The 18,411-nt window shown below is 52.8% G+C and carries 15 protein-coding genes; 5 read left to right on the top strand and 10 right to left on the bottom strand.

All coding sequences use genetic code 11. The features are described 5' to 3' along the window. Window positions 1-42: 42 nt before the first annotated feature. On the bottom strand, window positions 43-558 hold the full coding sequence (locus ACU8XX_RS16055) for a lipoprotein (protein WP_001270735.1): 516 nt from the start codon (window positions 556-558) through the stop codon (window positions 43-45). A 125-nt stretch (window positions 559-683) separates the two neighbouring features. On the opposite strand from ACU8XX_RS16055, the gene ACU8XX_RS16050 reads away from it, so the two are divergent. Then, on the top strand, window positions 684-1,007 hold the full coding sequence (locus tag ACU8XX_RS16050; protein ID WP_001160737.1) for a heavy metal-binding domain-containing protein: 324 nt from the start codon (window positions 684-686) through the stop codon (window positions 1,005-1,007). Next, window positions 1,004-1,834 (top strand): N-acetylmuramoyl-L-alanine amidase AmiD, encoded by an 831-nt coding sequence (gene amiD, locus ACU8XX_RS16045; protein ID WP_001255167.1) that lies wholly within the window; start codon window positions 1,004-1,006, stop codon window positions 1,832-1,834. The genes ACU8XX_RS16050 and amiD overlap by 4 nt, the downstream gene beginning before the upstream one ends. Here amiD and ACU8XX_RS16040 read toward each other — a convergent pair. The 8 genes from ACU8XX_RS16040 to aqpZ form a co-directional block, all read right to left on the bottom strand. After that, on the bottom strand, window positions 1,831-2,844 hold the full coding sequence (locus tag ACU8XX_RS16040; RefSeq protein ID WP_001338420.1) for an NAD-dependent epimerase/dehydratase family protein: 1,014 nt from the start codon (window positions 2,842-2,844) through the stop codon (window positions 1,831-1,833). The genes amiD and ACU8XX_RS16040 overlap by 4 nt on opposite strands. Window positions 2,845-2,942: 98 nt before the next feature. Beyond that, complete coding sequence (locus ACU8XX_RS16035; RefSeq protein WP_001136559.1) at window positions 2,943-4,373, bottom strand: SDR family oxidoreductase; 1,431 nt, start codon at window positions 4,371-4,373, stop codon at window positions 2,943-2,945. 10 nt (window positions 4,374-4,383) lie between these two features. Further along, window positions 4,384-5,385, bottom strand: a complete 1,002-nt coding sequence (gene ltaE / locus ACU8XX_RS16030) for a low-specificity L-threonine aldolase (protein WP_000566372.1) — start codon at window positions 5,383-5,385, stop codon at window positions 4,384-4,386. A 36-nt stretch (window positions 5,386-5,421) separates the two neighbouring features. Further along, entirely contained in the window at window positions 5,422-7,140 is a 1,719-nt protein-coding gene (gene poxB, locus ACU8XX_RS16025) for a ubiquinone-dependent pyruvate dehydrogenase (protein ID WP_000815362.1), read from the bottom strand. A gap of 132 nt (window positions 7,141-7,272) precedes the next feature. Further along, complete coding sequence (hcr, locus tag ACU8XX_RS16020; RefSeq protein WP_000178677.1) at window positions 7,273-8,241, bottom strand: NADH oxidoreductase; 969 nt, start codon at window positions 8,239-8,241, stop codon at window positions 7,273-7,275. An 11-nt stretch (window positions 8,242-8,252) separates the two neighbouring features. Beyond that, window positions 8,253-9,905: a hydroxylamine reductase gene (hcp, locus tag ACU8XX_RS16015; protein ID WP_000458809.1), complete on the bottom strand. Its 1,653-nt coding sequence runs from the start codon at window positions 9,903-9,905 to the stop codon at window positions 8,253-8,255. Window positions 9,906-10,048: 143 nt separating this feature from the next. Continuing rightward, the gene (gene lysO / locus ACU8XX_RS16010) at window positions 10,049-10,948 is read right to left on the bottom strand and encodes an L-lysine exporter LysO (protein ID WP_000491142.1); all 900 of its coding nucleotides are present in this window, start codon (window positions 10,946-10,948) and stop codon (window positions 10,049-10,051) included. A gap of 494 nt (window positions 10,949-11,442) precedes the next feature. Beyond that, window positions 11,443-12,138 carry an aquaporin Z gene (aqpZ, locus tag ACU8XX_RS16005; protein ID WP_001298299.1) on the bottom strand — a complete coding sequence of 232 codons (696 nt, stop codon included), beginning with the start codon at window positions 12,136-12,138 and terminating at the stop codon, window positions 11,443-11,445. Window positions 12,139-12,563: 425 nt separating this feature from the next. Between aqpZ and ACU8XX_RS16000 the strand changes: the two genes are divergently transcribed. Beyond that, the gene (locus ACU8XX_RS16000) at window positions 12,564-14,222 is read left to right on the top strand and encodes an ATP-dependent endonuclease (RefSeq protein ID WP_000599806.1); all 1,659 of its coding nucleotides are present in this window, start codon (window positions 12,564-12,566) and stop codon (window positions 14,220-14,222) included. Here the strand turns inward: ACU8XX_RS16000 and ACU8XX_RS15995 are convergent. After that, window positions 14,219-15,175 carry a VirK/YbjX family protein gene (locus ACU8XX_RS15995; protein WP_001355621.1) on the bottom strand — a complete coding sequence of 319 codons (957 nt, stop codon included), beginning with the start codon at window positions 15,173-15,175 and terminating at the stop codon, window positions 14,219-14,221. The genes ACU8XX_RS16000 and ACU8XX_RS15995 overlap by 4 nt on opposite strands. Window positions 15,176-15,325: 150 nt before the next feature. Between ACU8XX_RS15995 and macA the strand changes: the two genes are divergently transcribed. Both macA and macB read left to right on the top strand, forming a co-directional pair. Further along, a complete protein-coding gene (gene macA / locus ACU8XX_RS15990) occupies window positions 15,326-16,441 on the top strand; it encodes a macrolide transporter subunit MacA (RefSeq protein WP_103745117.1) in 1,116 nt (371 codons plus the stop codon). After that, window positions 16,438-18,384 carry a macrolide ABC transporter ATP-binding protein/permease MacB gene (gene macB, locus ACU8XX_RS15985; protein ID WP_000188180.1) on the top strand — a complete coding sequence of 649 codons (1,947 nt, stop codon included), beginning with the start codon at window positions 16,438-16,440 and terminating at the stop codon, window positions 18,382-18,384. The genes macA and macB overlap by 4 nt, the downstream gene beginning before the upstream one ends. Window positions 18,385-18,411 lie beyond the last annotated feature (27 nt).

Below are 18,411 nucleotides of genomic sequence, written 5' to 3'. Positions count from 1 at the left end.
AAATGCCGGACAATTTACGGGGTTTATTGGTTGATCAAGGCGTTAGCGATTCTCGATGGACTGACGGAGCGTACCCGCCGTGGCATGAACGCTACCGCCTAAGTAACGCACATCGTCGATGACCCAACACTGGCCTTCCTGAATCATTAACACTTCATCCTGCCAGCTCTGGTCACCCTGTTTAAGATCCACGCGCAAAGGAATGTTACGGGCATCACGATTAGGGATAGTCGATGCACTGGCAACGTGGGCGCTGTCTGGCAAGGTGGTTCGACTGGAGAATGGATCGTTGGTCAGTAGTTCCCGATGGTTATTATCCCGGGAGGCATCGCTAAGCAGTGTCGCCAGTTTGTCGCTCAGATAAGGGCGCAAGGCGGTGATGTCGTTGCTGCGGTGCAAAATGCGGTAGTCATAAAATTGCTGGGCCACGTTATCCGGGCCTCCTTCAACGCAAGGACCACTGCGTGTGCCGTTATCTTTATAAGCTGGAGTGACTGTGGTGCAGGCACTGAGGAGCAGTGCGCAGGGGATAAGCATTGTCAATTTGCTGTAGCGCATAATGATTTCCTTATAAGCGATCGCTCTGAAAGCGTTCTACGATAATAATGATATCCTTTCAATAATAGCGTATCAGTCTGATAATGCTTTTGAGATCGAAGGCTTAGCAAACAAGGAGATCGATCATGCAATTTTCTACAACCCCAACTCTGGAAGGCCAGACCATCGTTGAATATTGCGGTGTGGTGACCGGCGAAGCGATTTTAGGTGCCAATATTTTCCGTGATTTCTTTGCCGGTATCCGCGATATCGTTGGCGGACGTTCCGGTGCGTATGAAAAAGAACTGCGTAAAGCACGGGAGATCGCCTTTGAGGAATTAGGCTCCCAGGCGCGGGCGCTGGGGGCCGATGCCGTCGTCGGTATTGATATCGACTACGAAACGGTCGGGCAAAACGGCAGTATGCTGATGGTTAGCGTCAGCGGTACGGCGGTGAAAACGCGTCGATGAGAAGAGTCTTCTGGCTGGTCGCTGCCGCTCTGTTATTGGCAGGGTGTGCAGGCGAAAAAGGCATTGTCGAGAAAGAGGGATATCAGCTTGATACCCGACGCCAGGCGCAGGCGGCGTATCCGCGCATTAAAGTGCTGGTGATCCACTACACCGCAGATGATTTTGATAGCTCGCTGGCGACACTGACCGATAAGCAGGTCAGCTCGCATTATCTGGTCCCTGCGGTACCACCGCGATACAACGGTAAACCGCGCATCTGGCAACTGGTGCCGGAACAAGAACTGGCCTGGCATGCGGGGATTAGCGCCTGGCGCGGGGCAACGCGCCTTAACGACACCTCTATTGGCATTGAGCTGGAAAACCGTGGCTGGCAAAAATCGGCCGGAGTGAAATATTTTGCCCCGTTTGAACCGGCACAGATTCAGGCGCTTATTCCACTGGCGAAAGATATTATTGCCCGTTATCACATCAAGCCGGAAAACGTAGTGGCACATGCGGATATCGCACCGCAGCGCAAAGACGATCCGGGGCCATTATTTCCCTGGCAGCAACTGGCGCAGCAGGGGATTGGTGCCTGGCCGGATGCGCAGCGGGTTAACTTTTACCTTGCCGGGCGCGCGCCGCACACACCGGTAGATACCGCGTCATTGCTGGAGCTTTTGGCGCGCTACGGTTATGACGTTAAACCTGATATGACACCGCGCGAGCAGCGGCGCGTGATTATGGCATTCCAGATGCATTTCCGCCCGACGTTATATAACGGCGAAGCGGATGCAGAAACTCAGGCGATTGCCGAAGCATTGCTGGAGAAATACGGGCAGGATTAGCGCGGCAGTTTTCCGTGGTCGCGTAGCCAGGCGGCAGTTTTCTCGATACCTTCATCCAGGGTGATGACCGGCTGATAACCTAACTCTTCCTGCGCACGCGTAATATCCAGCGTAAAGTCAAAATTCAACTTGGAGACGCCGTAGTGGGTCAGCGGCGGCTCTTTTGCTGACTTGCGGCCTAAACGCTCCATGCTGCGGGCGATCATATCCAGCATCGGGTAGGGGACGGAACGAATACGACAGTCAATATTCAACTCGTCGATCAGCTTCTGCACGATGCTGCGCAGTGTGCGATGCTCGCCGTTGGTGATGTTGTACACACGCCCGGAAGGTAGCTTATCGCAGGCTTCCTGGCTTGCCAGCCACATTGCGTGCACGGCATTTTCATAGTAGGTCATATCGACCAGCGCACTGCCGCCATGCGGTAACAGAATACTGCCGTAGTGGTGCATCATATGCGCCAGACGGGGAATAAAGACTTTATCGTGCGGTCCGAACAGACTTTGTGGGCGCAGAATAGTAAAGCGCGTTTGTGGATTCGCCTGCGAAAGCATATTGATCACTTCTTCGCTGGCTGCTTTGCTGCGGGCAAACTCGTTGGCGAAGCGGTGAGGGCGAAAATCTTCTTTAATATCGCGATGGTGGTGATAATCGAAGTACAGGGAGGGGGAAGAGATATGAATAAAGTTACGCACACCCCAGGCGACAGCCCATTCACCCAGGCGGCGAGTGGCGCGAACGTTAGCCAGATCGAAAGCCTGTTGTGTCCCCCAGGGTGAGGTAAAGCTGGAGCAGTGCCACAGCGTATCAATGCCCGCGAGCATCACTTTAGCTTGTGATGAAACCAGCTCGGTCAGATCCGCCGGAACAAACTCTGCGCCCATTTTTTCCAGCAATTTACCCATTGCCTCGTTGCGACCGGTCGCTCGCACGCTGATGCCTTTCTGGCATAAAAACTCTACCGCGTTTCGACCTAAGCCGCTGGTGGCGCCGGTAACCAGTACCTTCATATCAATCCACTGTTGTTGAGAAAATGACGTGCGCATTCTTCCGTGATTTCCCCCATGATGCAATGGGAAACATGAAAGAATAACGCAGGTTTTGTCGATTAATCTGTGCTTTGTTCTGCCAGTCTGGCGATTTGTTTTGCCATTCCGCGAAAAATAAACAGATGCGCGGGGATCATCAATAACCAGTAAAACAGCCCCGGCATACCGTGCGGATGCCAGAAAGCGCGGACATCAATAGTACGATAGTCACCTTTATCTTCCAGGGTAAAACACAGTCGTCCCAGCCCCGGCGCTTTCATGCCAAATAACAACGTAAGTTGCTTTTTCGGTTCAACGACAATCACTTTCCAGCTATCCACCGCATCGCCGGTCTGTAAATATTCGCGCTCCGGGCGGCCTTTCGCCAGCTTATGACCGATCGCGCGGTCCATCAACGCCCGTGTCTGCCACAAAATATTGCCAAAGAAATAACGCTCTTTACCGCCGATTTGGTTCACCACCTGCCATAAAGCCGCAAGGCTGGCGGACGTTTTAACGGTAAACCCCGCCTGTTTGGCGAAATAACCGTACTCCGGTCGCCAGCGGGCAAAGGCCTGAGCGTCGTAGCCCCAGTCGCTGGAGTTGACCAGTTTTTCTTCCTCTTTCAACGTGCTACGTACCGCGTCATCGAAAGCGATCAGCCGTTGTGGGATGAGTGCACGTAGCGCGGTATCATCCGCCAGCAGATCGTGTTTCAGCCCCTGAATCAACGCCCTGGCGGTGGTGGGCGGTACGGAAGTAATCACATTGAGAAACCACACCGAAATCCAGCGGGTGGGGAGGGGGATGGGGATCAACCAGCGGCGCTTACCGCTCACCGCCATAAAATGTTCAAACTGTTGCTGATAACTGAGCACCTCTGGTCCGGCGGCTTCGAAGATGCGGTGTTCGCTGGCCGGATGATCTAACAACGCCACCAGATAGTGCAGCAAGTTTTCCAGCGCGATGGGCGTGGTGCGTGAACGTACCCAGCGTGGCGGCGTTAACACTGGCAGGTTGTAGACCATATCGCGCATGACTTCGAACGCCGCTGAACCTGCGCCAACGATAATTCCGGCCCGAAGTTCGGTCACAGGTACATTCGCTTCACGAAGAATGTCCGCCGTAGCCTGACGAGCACGCAGATGATCCGACTGCTCATGTGGCGGGGCCTGCAACGAACTGAGAAAGATTAATTGCTTAACTGGTACTTCACGTAGCGCATCGCGGACGTTGAGAGCCACCTGGCGCTCCTGAGCGATAAAATCGCCGCCTTCGCCCATGCTGTGCACCAGAAAATAGACGGTATCGATATCCTGCAACAGGGCCGGAAGGTTATCCGGCCAGCTGAGATCGACTTTATGGCAACTGACGTTTGCCAGTTGCAGCTTTGCAAGCCTGTCGACATGACGTGCCGCCGCCAGGATCTGATGCCCTTGCTGGCTGAGTGTGCGCACCAGATGCTGACCAATGTAGCCACTGGCACCGAGAACTAAAATGCGTTGCGGCACGTCTCTCTCCTTAACGCGCCAGGAATGCGCGCCAGTGGGCGGCGACTTCCGCCAGTTGTTCGCGCGAGACGTCAAGATGCGTCACCAGGCGGACAATCGGCGAGGCGTTAATCAGCACGTTTCTCGCTTTCATGTATTCGCCTAACGCGGCAGCATTTTCTTCCCCGACGCGAACAAACAGCATATTAGTGTCCTGACGCATCACATCCGCGCCTGCTTCACGCAGTTGCTCCGCCATCCAGGCGGCGTTGTCGTGATCTTCCTGCAACCGTGCGACGTTATTTTTCAGGGCATACATCCCGGCGGCAGCCAGAATCCCGGACTGACGCATCCCGCCACCGGCCATTTTCCGCCAGCGGATGGCACGTTTAATGTAATCACGATTACCGACGAGTAATGAACCGACTGGCGTCCCAAGACCTTTCGACAGGCAAATGGTGAACGAATCACAATATTGCGTGATCTCTTTCAGTTCGCAGCCGTAAGCCACCACGGCATTAAAGATGCGCGCACCGTCAACATGCAGCGCCAGATTGCGCTCGCGGGTAAATTCCCATGCTTCTTTCAGGTATTCACGCGGCAGCACTTTGCCGTTGTGGGTGTTTTCCAGACTGAGTAATTTGGTGCGGGCGAAATGGATATCGTCGGGTTTGATTTTCATCGCCACTTTATCCAGCGGTAGCGTGCCGTCGGCAGCCGCGTCGATGGGTTGCGGCTGAATACTGCCCAGCACCGCTGCGCCACCGGCTTCAAACAGATAGTTATGCGCGGCCTGACCGACAATATACTCTTCGCCACGTTCGCAGTGACTGAGCAGAGCGACCAGGTTGGCCTGAGTGCCGGTAGGCAGAAAAATGGCGGCTTCTTTACCGGAAAGCTCTGCTGCATAGTCCTGCAGAGCATTAACGGTAGGGTCGTCTCCGTAAACGTCGTCCCCAACCGGGGCGGCCATCATCGCTTCGAGCATGGCGCGGCTCGGTCGGGTAACGGTATCACTGCGTAAATCAATCATGGCATGTCCTTATTATGACGGGAAATGCCACCCTTTTTACCTTAGCCAGTTCGTTTTCGCCAGTTCGATCACTTCATCGCCGCGTCCGCTGATGATTGCGCGCAACATATACAAGCTAAATCCTTTGGCCTGTTCGAGTTTGATCTGCGGTGGAATGGCTAACTCTTCTTTGGCGACCACCACATCCACCAGCACCGGACCGTCGATGGAGAAGGCGCGTTGCAGGGCTTCATCAACTTCAGACGCTTTTTCTACACGGATACCCGTAATGCCGCACGCTTCGGCAATGCGGGCAAAGTTTGTGTCGTGTAGTTCGGTGCCGTCAGTCAAATAGCCACCAGCTTTCATCTCCATCGCCACAAAGCCTAGCACGCTGTTGTTAAAGACGACAATTTTCACTGGCAGTTTCATCTGCACTACTGAGAGGAAATCGCCCATCAACATGCTAAAACCGCCATCGCCGCACATGGCGACCACCTGACGTTCTGGCTCTGTCGCCTGCGCACCCAGCGCCTGCGGCATGGCGTTAGCCATCGAACCGTGGTTAAACGAACCTAACAGGCGACGCTTGCCGTTCATTTTTAGATAACGCGCTGCCCATACTGTTGGCGTGCCGACGTCACAGGTAAAGATTGCGTCATCGGCGGCAAAATGACTAATTTGCTGCGCCAGATATTGCGGGTGAATGGCTTTCTCGCTCGGTTTAGCTAAATCGTCCAGCCCTTTGCGGGCATCGCGGTAATCTTCCAGCGCTTTATCCAGAAATTTGCGATCGGCTTTTTCTTCCACCAGTGGCAGCAATGCACGCAGGGTTGATTTGATATCGCCGACCAGCGCCATATCTACCTTGCTATGCGCGCCGATGCTGGCTGGATTGATATCAATCTGAATGATTTTGGCATCGGTCGGGTAGAAGGCGCGGTAGGGAAATTGCGTGCCGAGCAGCACTAACGTATCGGCATTCATCATAGTGTGAAAACCTGACGAGAAGCCGATTAACCCGGTCATTCCAACATCATACGGATTATCGTATTCGACATGTTCTTTACCGCGCAGGGCATGAACAATAGGTGCTTTAATTTTCCCGGCAAACTCAACTAACTCTTTATGCGCCCCCGCGCAGCCGCTGCCACACATCAGGGCGATATTGCTGGAATAACGCAGCAGTTGCGCCAGTTTGCGTAACTCTTCTTCTTCCGGCGTCACAACTGGCTGTGGCGCATGATACCAGTGGGTAGTTGCTCCTTCTGGCGCAGGTTTTAACGCCACGTCACCCGGTAACACAACAACGGAAACGCCACGGTTAAGCACTGCTTTGCGCATAGCAATTGCCAGCACTTGTGGGATCTGCTCCGGGCTGGAAACCAGCTCGCAATAGTGACTACATTCGCGGAATAGCTCTTGTGGGTGGGTTTCCTGGAAATAGCCGCTGCCAATTTCGCTGGAGGGAATATGAGCGGCAATCGCCAGTACCGGAACGTGATTGCGGTGGCAATCGAACAGGCCGTTGATTAAGTGCAGGTTGCCGGGGCCGCACGATCCGGCACAGACCGCCAGTTCTCCGCTAAGTTGTGCTTCAGCGCCAGCGGCAAAGGCCGCCACTTCTTCGTGGCGGGTGGACATCCACTCGATGGTGCCCATGCGATTAAGACTGTCACTAAGACCGTTCAGAGAGTCGCCTGTGACTCCCCAGATGCGTTTCACCCCTGCCGATTCGAGTGTTTTGGCGATATAAGCTGCAACCGTTTGTTTCATGGTTCTCCATCTCCTGAATGTGATAACGGTAACAAGTTTAGTTCATCTGACGGAGGGGGAAGGGATGGGAGAGAAAGGAGGCACTAACGGTTAAATAGCCCGATGAAAGGAATATCATCGGGCATAAGGCGATTATGCGAGAACCAAATCCCCCTGCGGATGGCAGGAGCAGGCCAGTACGTAACCTTCAGCGATTTCGGCGTCGGTCAGCGTCATTGTGCTGCTCACCGTATATTCACCGGAAACCACTTTTGTCTTACAGCAGCCGCAAACACCCGCACGGCAGGCAGCGACAACCGGAACGTTATTGCTTTCCAGCGCCTCCAGTAGCGTGGTGCCAACCGGGGCGTAAAATTCTCGTGCCGGTTGCAGTTTGGTGAATTTCAGACCGCTGGTCGCCGCTTCTGCTACTGGGGTGAAGAATTTCTCTTTAAAGAAACGCGTCACGCCGAGCGCTTTCACTTCCTGCTCTACCCAATCCATATACGGAGCCGGGCCGCAGGTCATCACGGTACGTGAAGCTAAGTCAGGTACACCTGCCAGCAGTTCGCGAGTGAGACGACCAGCGATAAAGCCTTCGGTAACGTTATTTTCTGCCACCAGCGTTACCGGATAGTTACGCCACTCATCGGCGAAAATAACATCCTGCGGCGTACGCACGTTGTAGATCACCCGCACATCGGCCTGTGGACGGTTCTTCGCAAGCCAGCGACGCATCGACATAATCGGCGTGACGCCGCAGCCTGCCGCCAGCAACAGGAATTTATCTTCTGCTTTATCGTCGCAGGTAAATTCCCCCATCGCGTCCGAAAGCCAGAGATAATCACCGCGTTTTACATCGCGCGTCAGCCACTGGGAGCCGACACCGTCATCAATCCGCCGCACGGTCAGGGTGATATATTCACTCACGCCTGGCGTGGAGGAAATGGTGTAAGCACGCAGCGTTTCCGCTGAGTTTCGCACGCTGACCAGTGCATATTGCCCGGCGCGATATGGGTAGTAATCGTGGCAAATCAGGGAAATCGTCCACACATCCGGCGTTTCTTGCGTAATGTGATGAACCTGCATCCGCCACGGGCATTGATTCGTTGGCATCGTCATCGACAAACTCCTTACGCGCTCAACAGTTGCTTCATGTCTTCTTCAACAGTGGTGATAGAACGCAGGCCGAATTTCTCGTTCAGCACCGCCAGCAGGTCTGGTGTCAGGAAACCAGGTGCAGTCGGGCCGGTGACGATATTTTTCACGCCCAGAGAAAGCAGCGTCAGCAGAATGACGATCGCTTTCTGTTCAAACCAGGAGAGCACCAGCGACAGCGGCAGATCGTTGACACCGCAGCCCAGTTTCTCTGCCAGAGTGACAGCCAGAATAATCGCTGAGTAAGCATCGTTACATTGACCTGCATCTACCAGACGCGGCAGACCTTCGATATCGCCAAACTCAAGTTTGTTAAAGCGATATTTACCACAGGCGAGGGTCAGGATCAGGCAGTCATCCGGCACGCTGGTGGCGAAATCGGTGAAGTAGTGGCGCTCGCCGCGTGCGCCGTCACAGCCACCAAGCAGGAAGATATGACGCAGTTTTTCACGGCTCACCAGATCAATCAGCGTATCAGCAGCGCCAAGCAGCGTCTGGCGACCAAAACCCACGGTGATAAGGTGCGGAATTTCGCTGTACGGGAAGCCTGCCATCTGTTGCGCCTGGGTGATAACCGCAGAGAAATCATCACCGTCCAGATGACGCACGCCAGGCCAGCCAACAATGCTGCGGGTCCAGATACGATCGTCATAAGCGCCTACGGTTGGGTCGATGATGCAGTTCGAGGTCATCACGATGGGGCCAGGGAAACGAGCGAACTCCACTTGCTGATTCTGCCAGCCGCTGCCGTAGTTACCGACCAGATGCTTGAATTTACGCAGCTCCGGGTAGCCATGCGCAGGCAGCATTTCGCCGTGGGTGTAGACATTAACGCCCGTGCCTTCGGTCTGTTCCAGCAGGTTGTAGAGATCTTTGAGATCGTGACCGGAAATCAGAATGCATTTACCCGCCGTCGCTTTGACGTTGACCTGGGTTGGCGTCGGGTGACCGTATTTACCGGTTTCGCCTGCATCCAGAATGCTCATCACTTTGAAGTTCATCTGGCCGATTTCCATTGAACACTCAAGAAGCGCGTTCATATCGGCAGGCCAGGTCCCCAGCCACGCCATGATTTTATGGTACTGGGCATAAATATCGTTGTCGTATTGACCGAGAACATGCGCGTGTTCCATATAGGCCGCCGCACCTTTCAGGCCATACAGGCACAGCAGACGCAGGCCGAGAATGTTTTCGCCAATCGCCGCTTTATCTTTGTTAGGGGTAAATTCTGCTGCCTGACGTTGCAGCTCGCCGAGATCGTCGCTCACCAGTTGCAGGTCAGCCATCGGGTTATCGACGCGCGCGTTGGCATCTACAGCCAGGCATTGCGCTTTCAGCGCCTCGCGCAGGGCAATCGCTTCACGAGCGTAGCCGACAATACGCGGAGAATCGAAGTTAACGTTGGTCAGGGTTGAGAAAAAGGCACGTGGCGCGAAGCTGTCAACATCGTGGTTGATGATGCCGTATTCACGCGCTTTTACCGCCCAGGCAGAAAGCCCTTGCAGCGCCGCGATGAGTAAATCCTGAAGGTCAGAAGTTTCCGCCGTTTTACCACACATCCCCTGCGCGTATGAGCAGCCGTTTCCTGCCGGAGTACGGATAGTTTGTTCACATTGCACACAAAACATGATCACACCTTTTAAAGTTATATTTAATATACATGTTTAAGGTTAAGACGCTTAACGCGGGGATAAAAGGGATTTTTCATGCAACTTTAAGGGAGATTGATTTAGCGCAATTTTGGCGGCAGGGATCTACCGCCAGAGAGGTATTACGCAGAGAAAAAGGCGATGAGGATCGGCACTAACAGGCTAAGAATAAAACCGTGAACAATTGCCGCCGGGACCATATCCAGCCCGCCAGTACGTTGAAGAACGGGCAGGGTGAAATCCATTGATGTGGCACCGCATAAGCCCAGTGCAGTAGAGCGGCTGCGGCGAATCAGCCCAGGGATCAACATAATAGCAATCAGTTCACGGGCCAGATCATTAAAAAACGCCGCGCTCCCGATTACCGGACCAAAAGATTCGGTCAATAAAATACCGGAAAGAGAATACCAGCCGAAACCGGAGGCCATTGCCAGCGCGGTATTGATGGGGAGATCAAGAATAAAGGCGTTAATTAAACCACCAATTAATGAACTGACAACCACCACCACGGCGACAATCATTCCCCGGCGATTAAGGACAATCTGCTTTAAGGTCATGCCATTATTGCGCAACTGAATACCAACGAGGAAAAGTAGCAAAATTAACGTGTATTCACTGGCTTCGGTCGCGTGTTGTAAGAAAGCCAGTCCACTCAGACCAATGGCAAAACCAATCACTACTACGCCGCACAGTTTTAGCGACTCCAGCGCCATCGCAATACGCGACGGGAGTTTTTCTTGCTGATGGTGGTTGCGCCACGGCAGGCCTCGCTCCAGCCACATCAGGGCGGCAATATTACACAGTAAAATAACGGTAATACTGACGGCAGAATAATGCAGAATCGCCAACAGGTTACTGGCGAGGTTATCGAGAAACGCCAGACTGATACCCATAAAAAAGAGAATAAGGTAAACCATCCAGCTTAATAGCTGATTAATAACTTTTAACGCAGCTTGTTGGCGAAGCGGAATGAGGTAACCCACAATCAGGGGAACCAGAATGATTAACAGCCCAGAAAACATGAAAACCCAGTCCTTGCAAAGATGAAGTCGAAATGCGCGATGACACACTACTGAAAGCGGAAGGACGAGTAAAGTTGCAATTAAAAGGAAATGTTATGCATAAGGAGCAGTAGAGTATTCGTTTTCATTTAAAGATATTCTTGCGCTTTAATTACAAACTGCACCGATGTTGGTGGCGTCAAAATCGCCGAGGCGTTCCCTGAAGGCCGGGGCAGCCCACATGGATGTGGGCTGAGGGCGCGTTTTACAGGGATGTTACCTCGCGCCCGACCCGGTAGCCGTAAGGGATAAGTCGAGGGCACCGCGCAGCGGCGATTTTGTTCGCCAGAGCCCGGGGGTGCAGGGGGCGGCGGCGATTGGCCGCCCCCTGCGCGCTCCTTGCGCCAGTGGCAATATGTTGCTTAGCTCATGAAAGGAGCGCAACAAGATGATGAATCAACATATAACAACATCTTAAAAAAAGGCCTGACATTACGCCAGGCCTTCTGCGTTAATTAATCACGCTTTTCCAGCAGGGTCCGGTAAATCAGACCACCGATAATGCCGCCGACAATTGGCACCACCCAGAAGAACCACAGTTGTTCTAATGCCCAGCCGCCCTGGAAGATAGCAACCGCGGTGCTGCGCGCCGGGTTAACAGAAGTGTTAGTCACCGGAATACTAATTAAGTGAATCAGGGTTAAGGCCAGACCAATAGCGATCGGCGCAAAACCTGCCGGCGCGAATTTGTCGGTTGCGCCGTGGATCACCAACAGGAAACCTGCACTCAATACCAGTTCAACTACCAGCGCGGAAAGCATGGAATAACCGCCTGGTGAATGCTCGCCATAACCGTTAGAAGCAAAACCGCTGGCTGCCGCGTCAAAACCCGTTTTACCACTGGCAATTAAATACAGCAGCGCCGCTGCAACAATACCGCCGACAACCTGGGCAATTACGTAGCCAACGACTTCTTTTGCCGGAAAACGTCCGCCAGCCCATAAACCAATAGTGACCGCCGGGTTAAAATGACCACCAGAAATATGACCAACAGCAAAGGCCATCGTCAGAACGGTCAGACCGAACGCCAACGCCACGCCGGCAAAACCAATGCCTAATTCCGGGAAGCCTGCGGCCAGTACAGCACTACCACAGCCACCAAAAACAAGCCAGAAAGTACCAAAACATTCAGCTGCTAATTTTCTGAACATATCCACCTCAATTAAAAATTGACCCTGTGAAAAATATGGTCGTTTTATAGGGTCGTCGTAAAAAAGTGACGACGGAAATAATGCGCGGCTATTTTAAAAACGAAGGCGAGTCATTCACCAGATAAATAAATCCAGTAAATTTGATTTAGGGCAACAGCGGGTTGCCCCATATAGTCATTTGTCTGATTGACAGTGTAGTGCACGCAAAAGATTTAATCCTTTAGGCGTAATAAAAAATAATTTATCATGCTAATTATTTGATTTTGTTGTTTTTGCAGACTTATCAGCAAGAGGGAGTATAACGCGATTATTCGCTCATTTTTCAGACATTTGCCATGCTTAAATGTGATGTCATCACGTATTAGCAAGGCCTTTCCCGTTATACTGCCAGCGTAAAGGATAAGTCACATATTTCTGGAGGGGATATGATTCTTGAGCGCGTTGAAATTGTGGGTTTTCGCGGTATCAACCGTTTGTCGTTGATGCTGGAACAAAACAACGTCCTGATTGGGGAGAACGCGTGGGGTAAATCCAGCTTGCTGGACGCCTTAACCCTGCTGCTATCGCCAGAATCAGATCTCTACCATTTTGAGCGCGACGATTTCTGGTTCCCGCCGGGAGATATCAACGGGCGAGAACATCATCTGCATATTATTTTGACCTTCCGCGAATCGCTGCCAGGCCGACATCGGGTTCGCCGTTATCGGCCGCTGGAAGCGTGCTGGACGCCATGCACCGATGGCTATCACCGTATTTTTTATCGTCTGGAAGGGGAGAGTGCGGAAGACGGCAGCGTGATGACACTGCGCAGTTTTCTCGATAAAGACGGACATCCGATTGATGTCGAGGATATTAACGATCAGGCACGCCATCTGGTGCGTTTAATGCCGGTGCTGCGCTTGCGTGATGCCCGTTTTATGCGCCGTATTCGTAACGGCACGGTGCCAAATGTTCCTAATGTGGAAGTCACCGCGCGCCAGCTCGATTTCCTCGCCCGTGAGTTATCCTCACATCCGCAAAATCTCTCTGATGGGCAGATTCGTCAGGGACTTTCCGCAATGGTACAGCTGCTTGAGCATTATTTCTCTGAGCAGGGGGCCGGACAGGCGCGATATCGTTTAATGCGGCGGCGAGCCAGCAATGAGCAACGAAGCTGGCGCTATCTGGATATCATCAACCGGATGATTGACCGACCTGGTGGGCGCTCGTATCGGGTTATTTTGCTCGGCCTGTTTGCTACTTTGTTGCAGGCAAAAGGCACATTGCGACTGGATAAAGACGCCCGTCCATTGTTGCTGATCGAAGATCCAGAAACCCGTTTACACCCCATTATGCTTTCAGTTGCCTGGCATCTGTTGAATCTTCTGCCATTGCAGCGCATTGCCACCACCAACTCGGGTGAGTTGCTTTCGTTAACGCCGGTAGAGCATGTTTGCCGACTGGTACGTGAGTCCTCGCGCGTTGCCGCCTGGCGTCTGGGGCCGAGTGGCTTGAGTACCGAAGATAGCCGACGCATATCCTTTCACATTCGTTTTAACCGTCCGTCATCGCTGTTTGCACGCTGCTGGTTGCTGGTGGAAGGGGAAACGGAAACCTGGGTTATCAATGAACTGGCGCGTCAGTGCGGACATCATTTTGATGCCGAAGGGATCAAGGTCATTGAGTTTGCCCAGTCCGGGCTAAAGCCACTGGTTAAATTTGCCCGCCGAATGGGGATTGAATGGCATGTACTGGTCGATGGCGATGAAGCAGGGAAGAAATATGCCGCTACGGTACGCAGCCTGTTGAATAACGATCGGGAAGCCGAACGAGAACATTTAACGGCGTTACCGGCGCTGGATATGGAACATTTTATGTATCGCCAGGGATTTTCCGATGTGTTCCACCGCGTGGCGCAAATCCCGGAAAATGTACCGATGAATCTACGCAAAATTATCTCGAAAGCGATCCATCGCTCTTCCAAACCCGATCTTGCCATTGAAGTGGCAATGGAGGCAGGACGTCGTGGTGTGGACTCCGTACCGACGCTGCTGAAAAAAATGTTCTCACGCGTGCTGTGGCTGGCGCGCGGTCGCGCGGATTAACCGCGAAACATCGTGGCCATTTGTGGCTGAATAGCGTCGAGCATCTCATAGCGCCGACGGTATTCAGCCCGTTTTTTACTGGCGATTTCGGCAATCTCTTTTCGTGCTATCTGTGCTGGAAGGCGGTAATGGCGTTCAGCATCACATACGCCGCCAACCGATTCCCAGAAAGCGTTGTAATCAGCGTGGATCTTGCCTTCTTTATCGCGATAACGCAGGCTGCGGTAAATATGCGTTTCATTGCTGACGGCAATAATCTGCTCTACCTGCAAACGTTGGGCAAACAGACAGGCCGCTTCCATCACGAGGCGTTTGGGAAATAGCCCGTGGCAGGCTTTCGTCGCATTCTGGATTTCCTGATGTGGAATTTCCCATTTTGCGCCTTGCAGTCCGCCAATAAACATCGTTCTTTTCCCCTGATATTCACACAGGGTAAACGTGATCTCTGCCAGAGGAATACCTTCGCTGTTGCGGAACAGGATTGTGCTGTCACCTTCTTTATCCATTGAGATCATCATGGTCAGCTCAAGCGTGAACTGCTCGCCGTTTTTGCCTTCCAGCTTCGCCAGTTGCAGCCCGGGGGTATTCAAATATAAGCTGAATTCTTCCGCCGACATACATCCGCGGAGTAACGCATAATGGTAACGTAACGCCTCCAGCAATTGCTTACGGCTAAGATTCGCCGCAAGGTAAGGGCGATGCAGACGCACAGGCAGTCGCGGCTGGCGCGTTAACAATACATTGAGATTAGGCCAGTGGGAAAGTTCGTTCATCCACTCAACGCTTAAACGCGGCATAATCAACGAGCGCAGCAAAAATTTCTGGCGAAAACTACGGCGATGCCAGAATTTACCCGGCCGACACTGTCCACGTGCCAGACTAAGAAAAAGTGACAGGCTGCTGAGAGATTCAGATGGCGTAAAGGTCCGTTCAGTTAGCTGCGACATATTCATGAAATCAATGGTTATACATGACGTCGATTTCACCATTGCGTATCTTAACCAAACATCAATAGTGTGATTACTAACGTAAATTTTAGGGGTTTGTTGATATTTCGTTGAAGTTAATGACCCGGATTGGCATATGGAGTATTCAGAATATTTATGAAAAAGCGGAAAACCGTGAAGAAGCGTTACGTTATTGCGCTGGTGATAGTCATCGCCGGACTGATTACGTTATGGAGAATTCTTAACGCACCCGTGCCGACTTATCAGACACTGATTGTGCGCCCCGGTGATTTACAGCAAAGCGTGCTGGCGACCGGAAAGCTGGACGCGCTGCGTAAGGTTGACGTGGGCGCGCAGGTCAGCGGTCAGTTGAAAACGCTGTCGGTGGCGATTGGCGATAAAGTAAAAAAAGACCAGCTTTTAGGGGTCATTGATCCTAAACAGGCTGAAAACCAGATCAAGGAGGTCGAAGCAACGCTGATGGAGCTACGCGCGCAGCGGCAGCAGGCGGAAGCGGAGCTGAAACTGGCGCGGGTGACGTATTCCCGTCAGCAACGTCTGGCACAAACGCAGGCGGTTTCACAGCAGGATCTCGACACCGCCGCGACGGAGATGGCTGTGAAACAGGCGCAAATTGGCACCATTGACGCGCAAATCAAGCGCAATCAGGCTTCTCTCGATACGGCTAAAACCAATCTCGATTACACTCGCATCGTTGCCCCGATGGCCGGGGAAGTCACGCAAATCACCACTCTGCAAGGCCAGACGGTGATTGCCGCACAACAAGCACCGAACATTCTGACGCTGGCAGATATGAGCACCATGCTGGTAAAAGCGCAGGTTTCTGAAGCGGATGTAATCCACCTGAAGCCGGGGCAAAAAGCCTGGTTTACGGTACTTGGCGATCCACTGACGCGCTACGAGGGGCAAATCAAGGATGTACTACCGACGCCGGAAAAGGTTAACGACGCTATTTTCTATTACGCCCGTTTTGAAGTCCCCAACCCCAATGGTTTGCTGCGGCTGGATATGACTGCGCAAGTGCATATTCAGCTCACCGATGTGAAAAATGTGCTGACGATCCCTCTGTCGGCGTTAGGCGATCCGGTTGGCGATAATCGTTATAAAGTCAAATTGTTGCGTAATGGTGAAACACGCGAGCGTGAAGTGACGATTGGCGCACGTAACGATACCGATGTTGAGATTGTCAAAGGGCTGGAAGCGGGCGATGAAGTGGTGATTGGTGAGGCCAAACCAGGAGCTGCACAATGACGCCTTTGCTCGAATTAAAGGATATTCGTCGCAGCTATCCTGCCGGTGATGAGCAGGTTGAGGTGTTGAAGGGCATCACCCTCGATATTTATGCGGGTGAGATGGTGGCGATTGTTGGCGCTTCGGGTTCCGGTAAATCGACCCTGATGAATATTCTCGGCTGTCTGGATAAGGCCACCAGCGGCACCTATCGCGTCGCCGGTCAGGATGTTGCCACGCTGGACGCCGATGCGCTGGCGCAACTGCGCCGCGAGCATTTCGGCTTTATTTTCCAGCGTTACCATTTGCTTTCGCATTTAACCGCCGAGCAGAACGTTGAAGTTCCCGCCGTCTATGCTGGTCTTGAGCGGAAACAGCGGCTGCTTCGCGCCCAGGAGTTGCTGCAACGGCTGGGGCTGGAAGACCGTACAGAGTATTATCCGGCACAGCTTTCGGGTGGTCAGCAACAGCGCGTCAGCATCGCGCGGGCATTGATGAACGGCGGTCAGGTAATTCTTGCCGATGAACCAACCGGCGCACTGGACAGCCATTCTGGCGAAGAGGTGATGGCGATCCTGCATCAGCTGCGCGATCGCGGGCATACGGTGATTATCGTCACCCACGATCCGCAGGTCGCTGCTCAGGCCGAGCGGGTGATCGAAATTCGCGACGGCGAAATTGTGCGCAATCCTCCCGCCATTGAAAAAGTGAATGTTGCTGGCGGGACGGAGCCTGTTGTCAACACGGTGTCTGGCTGGCGGCAGTTTGTCAGCGGTTTTAACGAGGCGCTGACGATGGCATGGCGGGCGCTGGCAGCGAATAAAATGCGTACTTTACTGACCATGCTGGGGATTATTATCGGTATTGCGTCGGTGGTTTCCATTGTCGTGGTGGGTGACGCCGCCAAACAAATGGTGCTGGCGGATATTCGTTCTATTGGTACGAATACTATTGATGTCTATCCCGGGAAAGATTTTGGCGATGACGATCCGCAATATCAACAGGCGCTGAAGTACGACGACTTAATCGCCATCCAAAAACAACCGTGGGTCGCCTCAGCCACACCTGCCGTCTCGCAAAACCTGCGCCTGCGTTATAACAATGTTGATGTTGCTGCCAGTGCCAATGGCGTGAGCGGCGATTATTTTAATGTCTATGGCATGACCTTCAGTGAAGGGAACACCTTTAATCAGGAGCAGCTGAACGGTCGTGCGCAGGTCGTGGTTCTCGACAGTAATACTCGCCGCCAGCTTTTCCCCCATAAAGCAGATGTGGTTGGCGAGGTGATTCTGGTCGGCAATATGCCCGCCAGAGTCATTGGTGTGGCGGAAGAAAAACAGTCGATGTTTGGTAGCAGTAAAGTGCTGCGTGTCTGGCTACCTTACAGCACGATGTCCGGGCGAGTTATGGGCCAGTCGTGGCTTAACTCCATTACTGTCAGGGTGAAAGAAGGATTTGACAGCGCCGAGGCGGAACAGCAACTCACGCGTTTACTTTCACTGCGCCACGGAAAGAAGGATTTCTTTACCTGGAACATGGACGGCGTCTTGAAAACTGTTGAAAAGACCACACGTACTTTACAACTGTTTCTGACGCTGGTGGCGGTGATTTCGCTGGTGGTGGGCGGTATTGGTGTAATGAATATTATGCTGGTGTCAGTGACCGAGCGGACGCGGGAAATTGGCATTCGCATGGCTGTAGGTGCGCGAGCAAGCGATGTTTTGCAACAGTTCCTGATCGAAGCCGTACTGGTTTGCCTGGTCGGTGGCGCGTTGGGAATAACACTGTCACTGTTAATTGCTTTCACCTTGCAGCTTTTCTTACCCGGCTGGGAGATTGGTTTTTCACCGTTGGCGCTGCTGCTGGCGTTTCTCTGCTCGACGGTCACCGGGATTTTATTTGGCTGGTTACCCGCACGAAATGCGGCACGACTGGATCCAGTAGATGCTCTGGCACGAGAGTAATTTTTGAGATAAAAATGCCAGCCGATC

Source organism: Escherichia sp. MAL-1, assembly GCF_052948035.1.
Note: the sequence above shows the minus strand (reverse complement) of the source record. Positions and strands in the feature narration are given on the sequence as shown.

Excerpts from the sequence above, each read along its gene's own strand:
- ACU8XX_RS16055 (WP_001270735.1), bottom strand. The coding sequence starts at position 558 with ATGCGCTACAGCAAATTGACAATGCTTATCCCCTGCGCACTGCTCCTC.
- ACU8XX_RS16050 (WP_001160737.1), top strand. The coding sequence starts at position 684 with ATGCAATTTTCTACAACCCCAACTCTGGAAGGCCAGACCATCGTTGAA.
- amiD (WP_001255167.1), top strand. The coding sequence starts at position 1,004 with ATGAGAAGAGTCTTCTGGCTGGTCGCTGCCGCTCTGTTATTGGCAGGG.
- ACU8XX_RS16040 (WP_001338420.1), bottom strand. The coding sequence starts at position 2,844 with ATGAAGGTACTGGTTACCGGCGCCACCAGCGGCTTAGGTCGAAACGCG.
- ltaE (WP_000566372.1), bottom strand. The coding sequence starts at position 5,385 with ATGATTGATTTACGCAGTGATACCGTTACCCGACCGAGCCGCGCCATG.
- poxB (WP_000815362.1), bottom strand. The coding sequence starts at position 7,140 with ATGAAACAAACGGTTGCAGCTTATATCGCCAAAACACTCGAATCGGCA.
- hcr (WP_000178677.1), bottom strand. The coding sequence starts at position 8,241 with ATGACGATGCCAACGAATCAATGCCCGTGGCGGATGCAGGTTCATCAC.
- hcp (WP_000458809.1), bottom strand. The coding sequence starts at position 9,905 with ATGTTTTGTGTGCAATGTGAACAAACTATCCGTACTCCGGCAGGAAAC.
- lysO (WP_000491142.1), bottom strand. The coding sequence starts at position 10,948 with ATGTTTTCTGGGCTGTTAATCATTCTGGTTCCCCTGATTGTGGGTTAC.
- aqpZ (WP_001298299.1), bottom strand. The coding sequence starts at position 12,138 with ATGTTCAGAAAATTAGCAGCTGAATGTTTTGGTACTTTCTGGCTTGTT.
- ACU8XX_RS16000 (WP_000599806.1), top strand. The coding sequence starts at position 12,564 with ATGATTCTTGAGCGCGTTGAAATTGTGGGTTTTCGCGGTATCAACCGT.
- ACU8XX_RS15995 (WP_001355621.1), bottom strand. The coding sequence starts at position 15,175 with ATGAATATGTCGCAGCTAACTGAACGGACCTTTACGCCATCTGAATCT.
- macA (WP_103745117.1), top strand. The coding sequence starts at position 15,326 with ATGAAAAAGCGGAAAACCGTGAAGAAGCGTTACGTTATTGCGCTGGTG.
- macB (WP_000188180.1), top strand. The coding sequence starts at position 16,438 with ATGACGCCTTTGCTCGAATTAAAGGATATTCGTCGCAGCTATCCTGCC.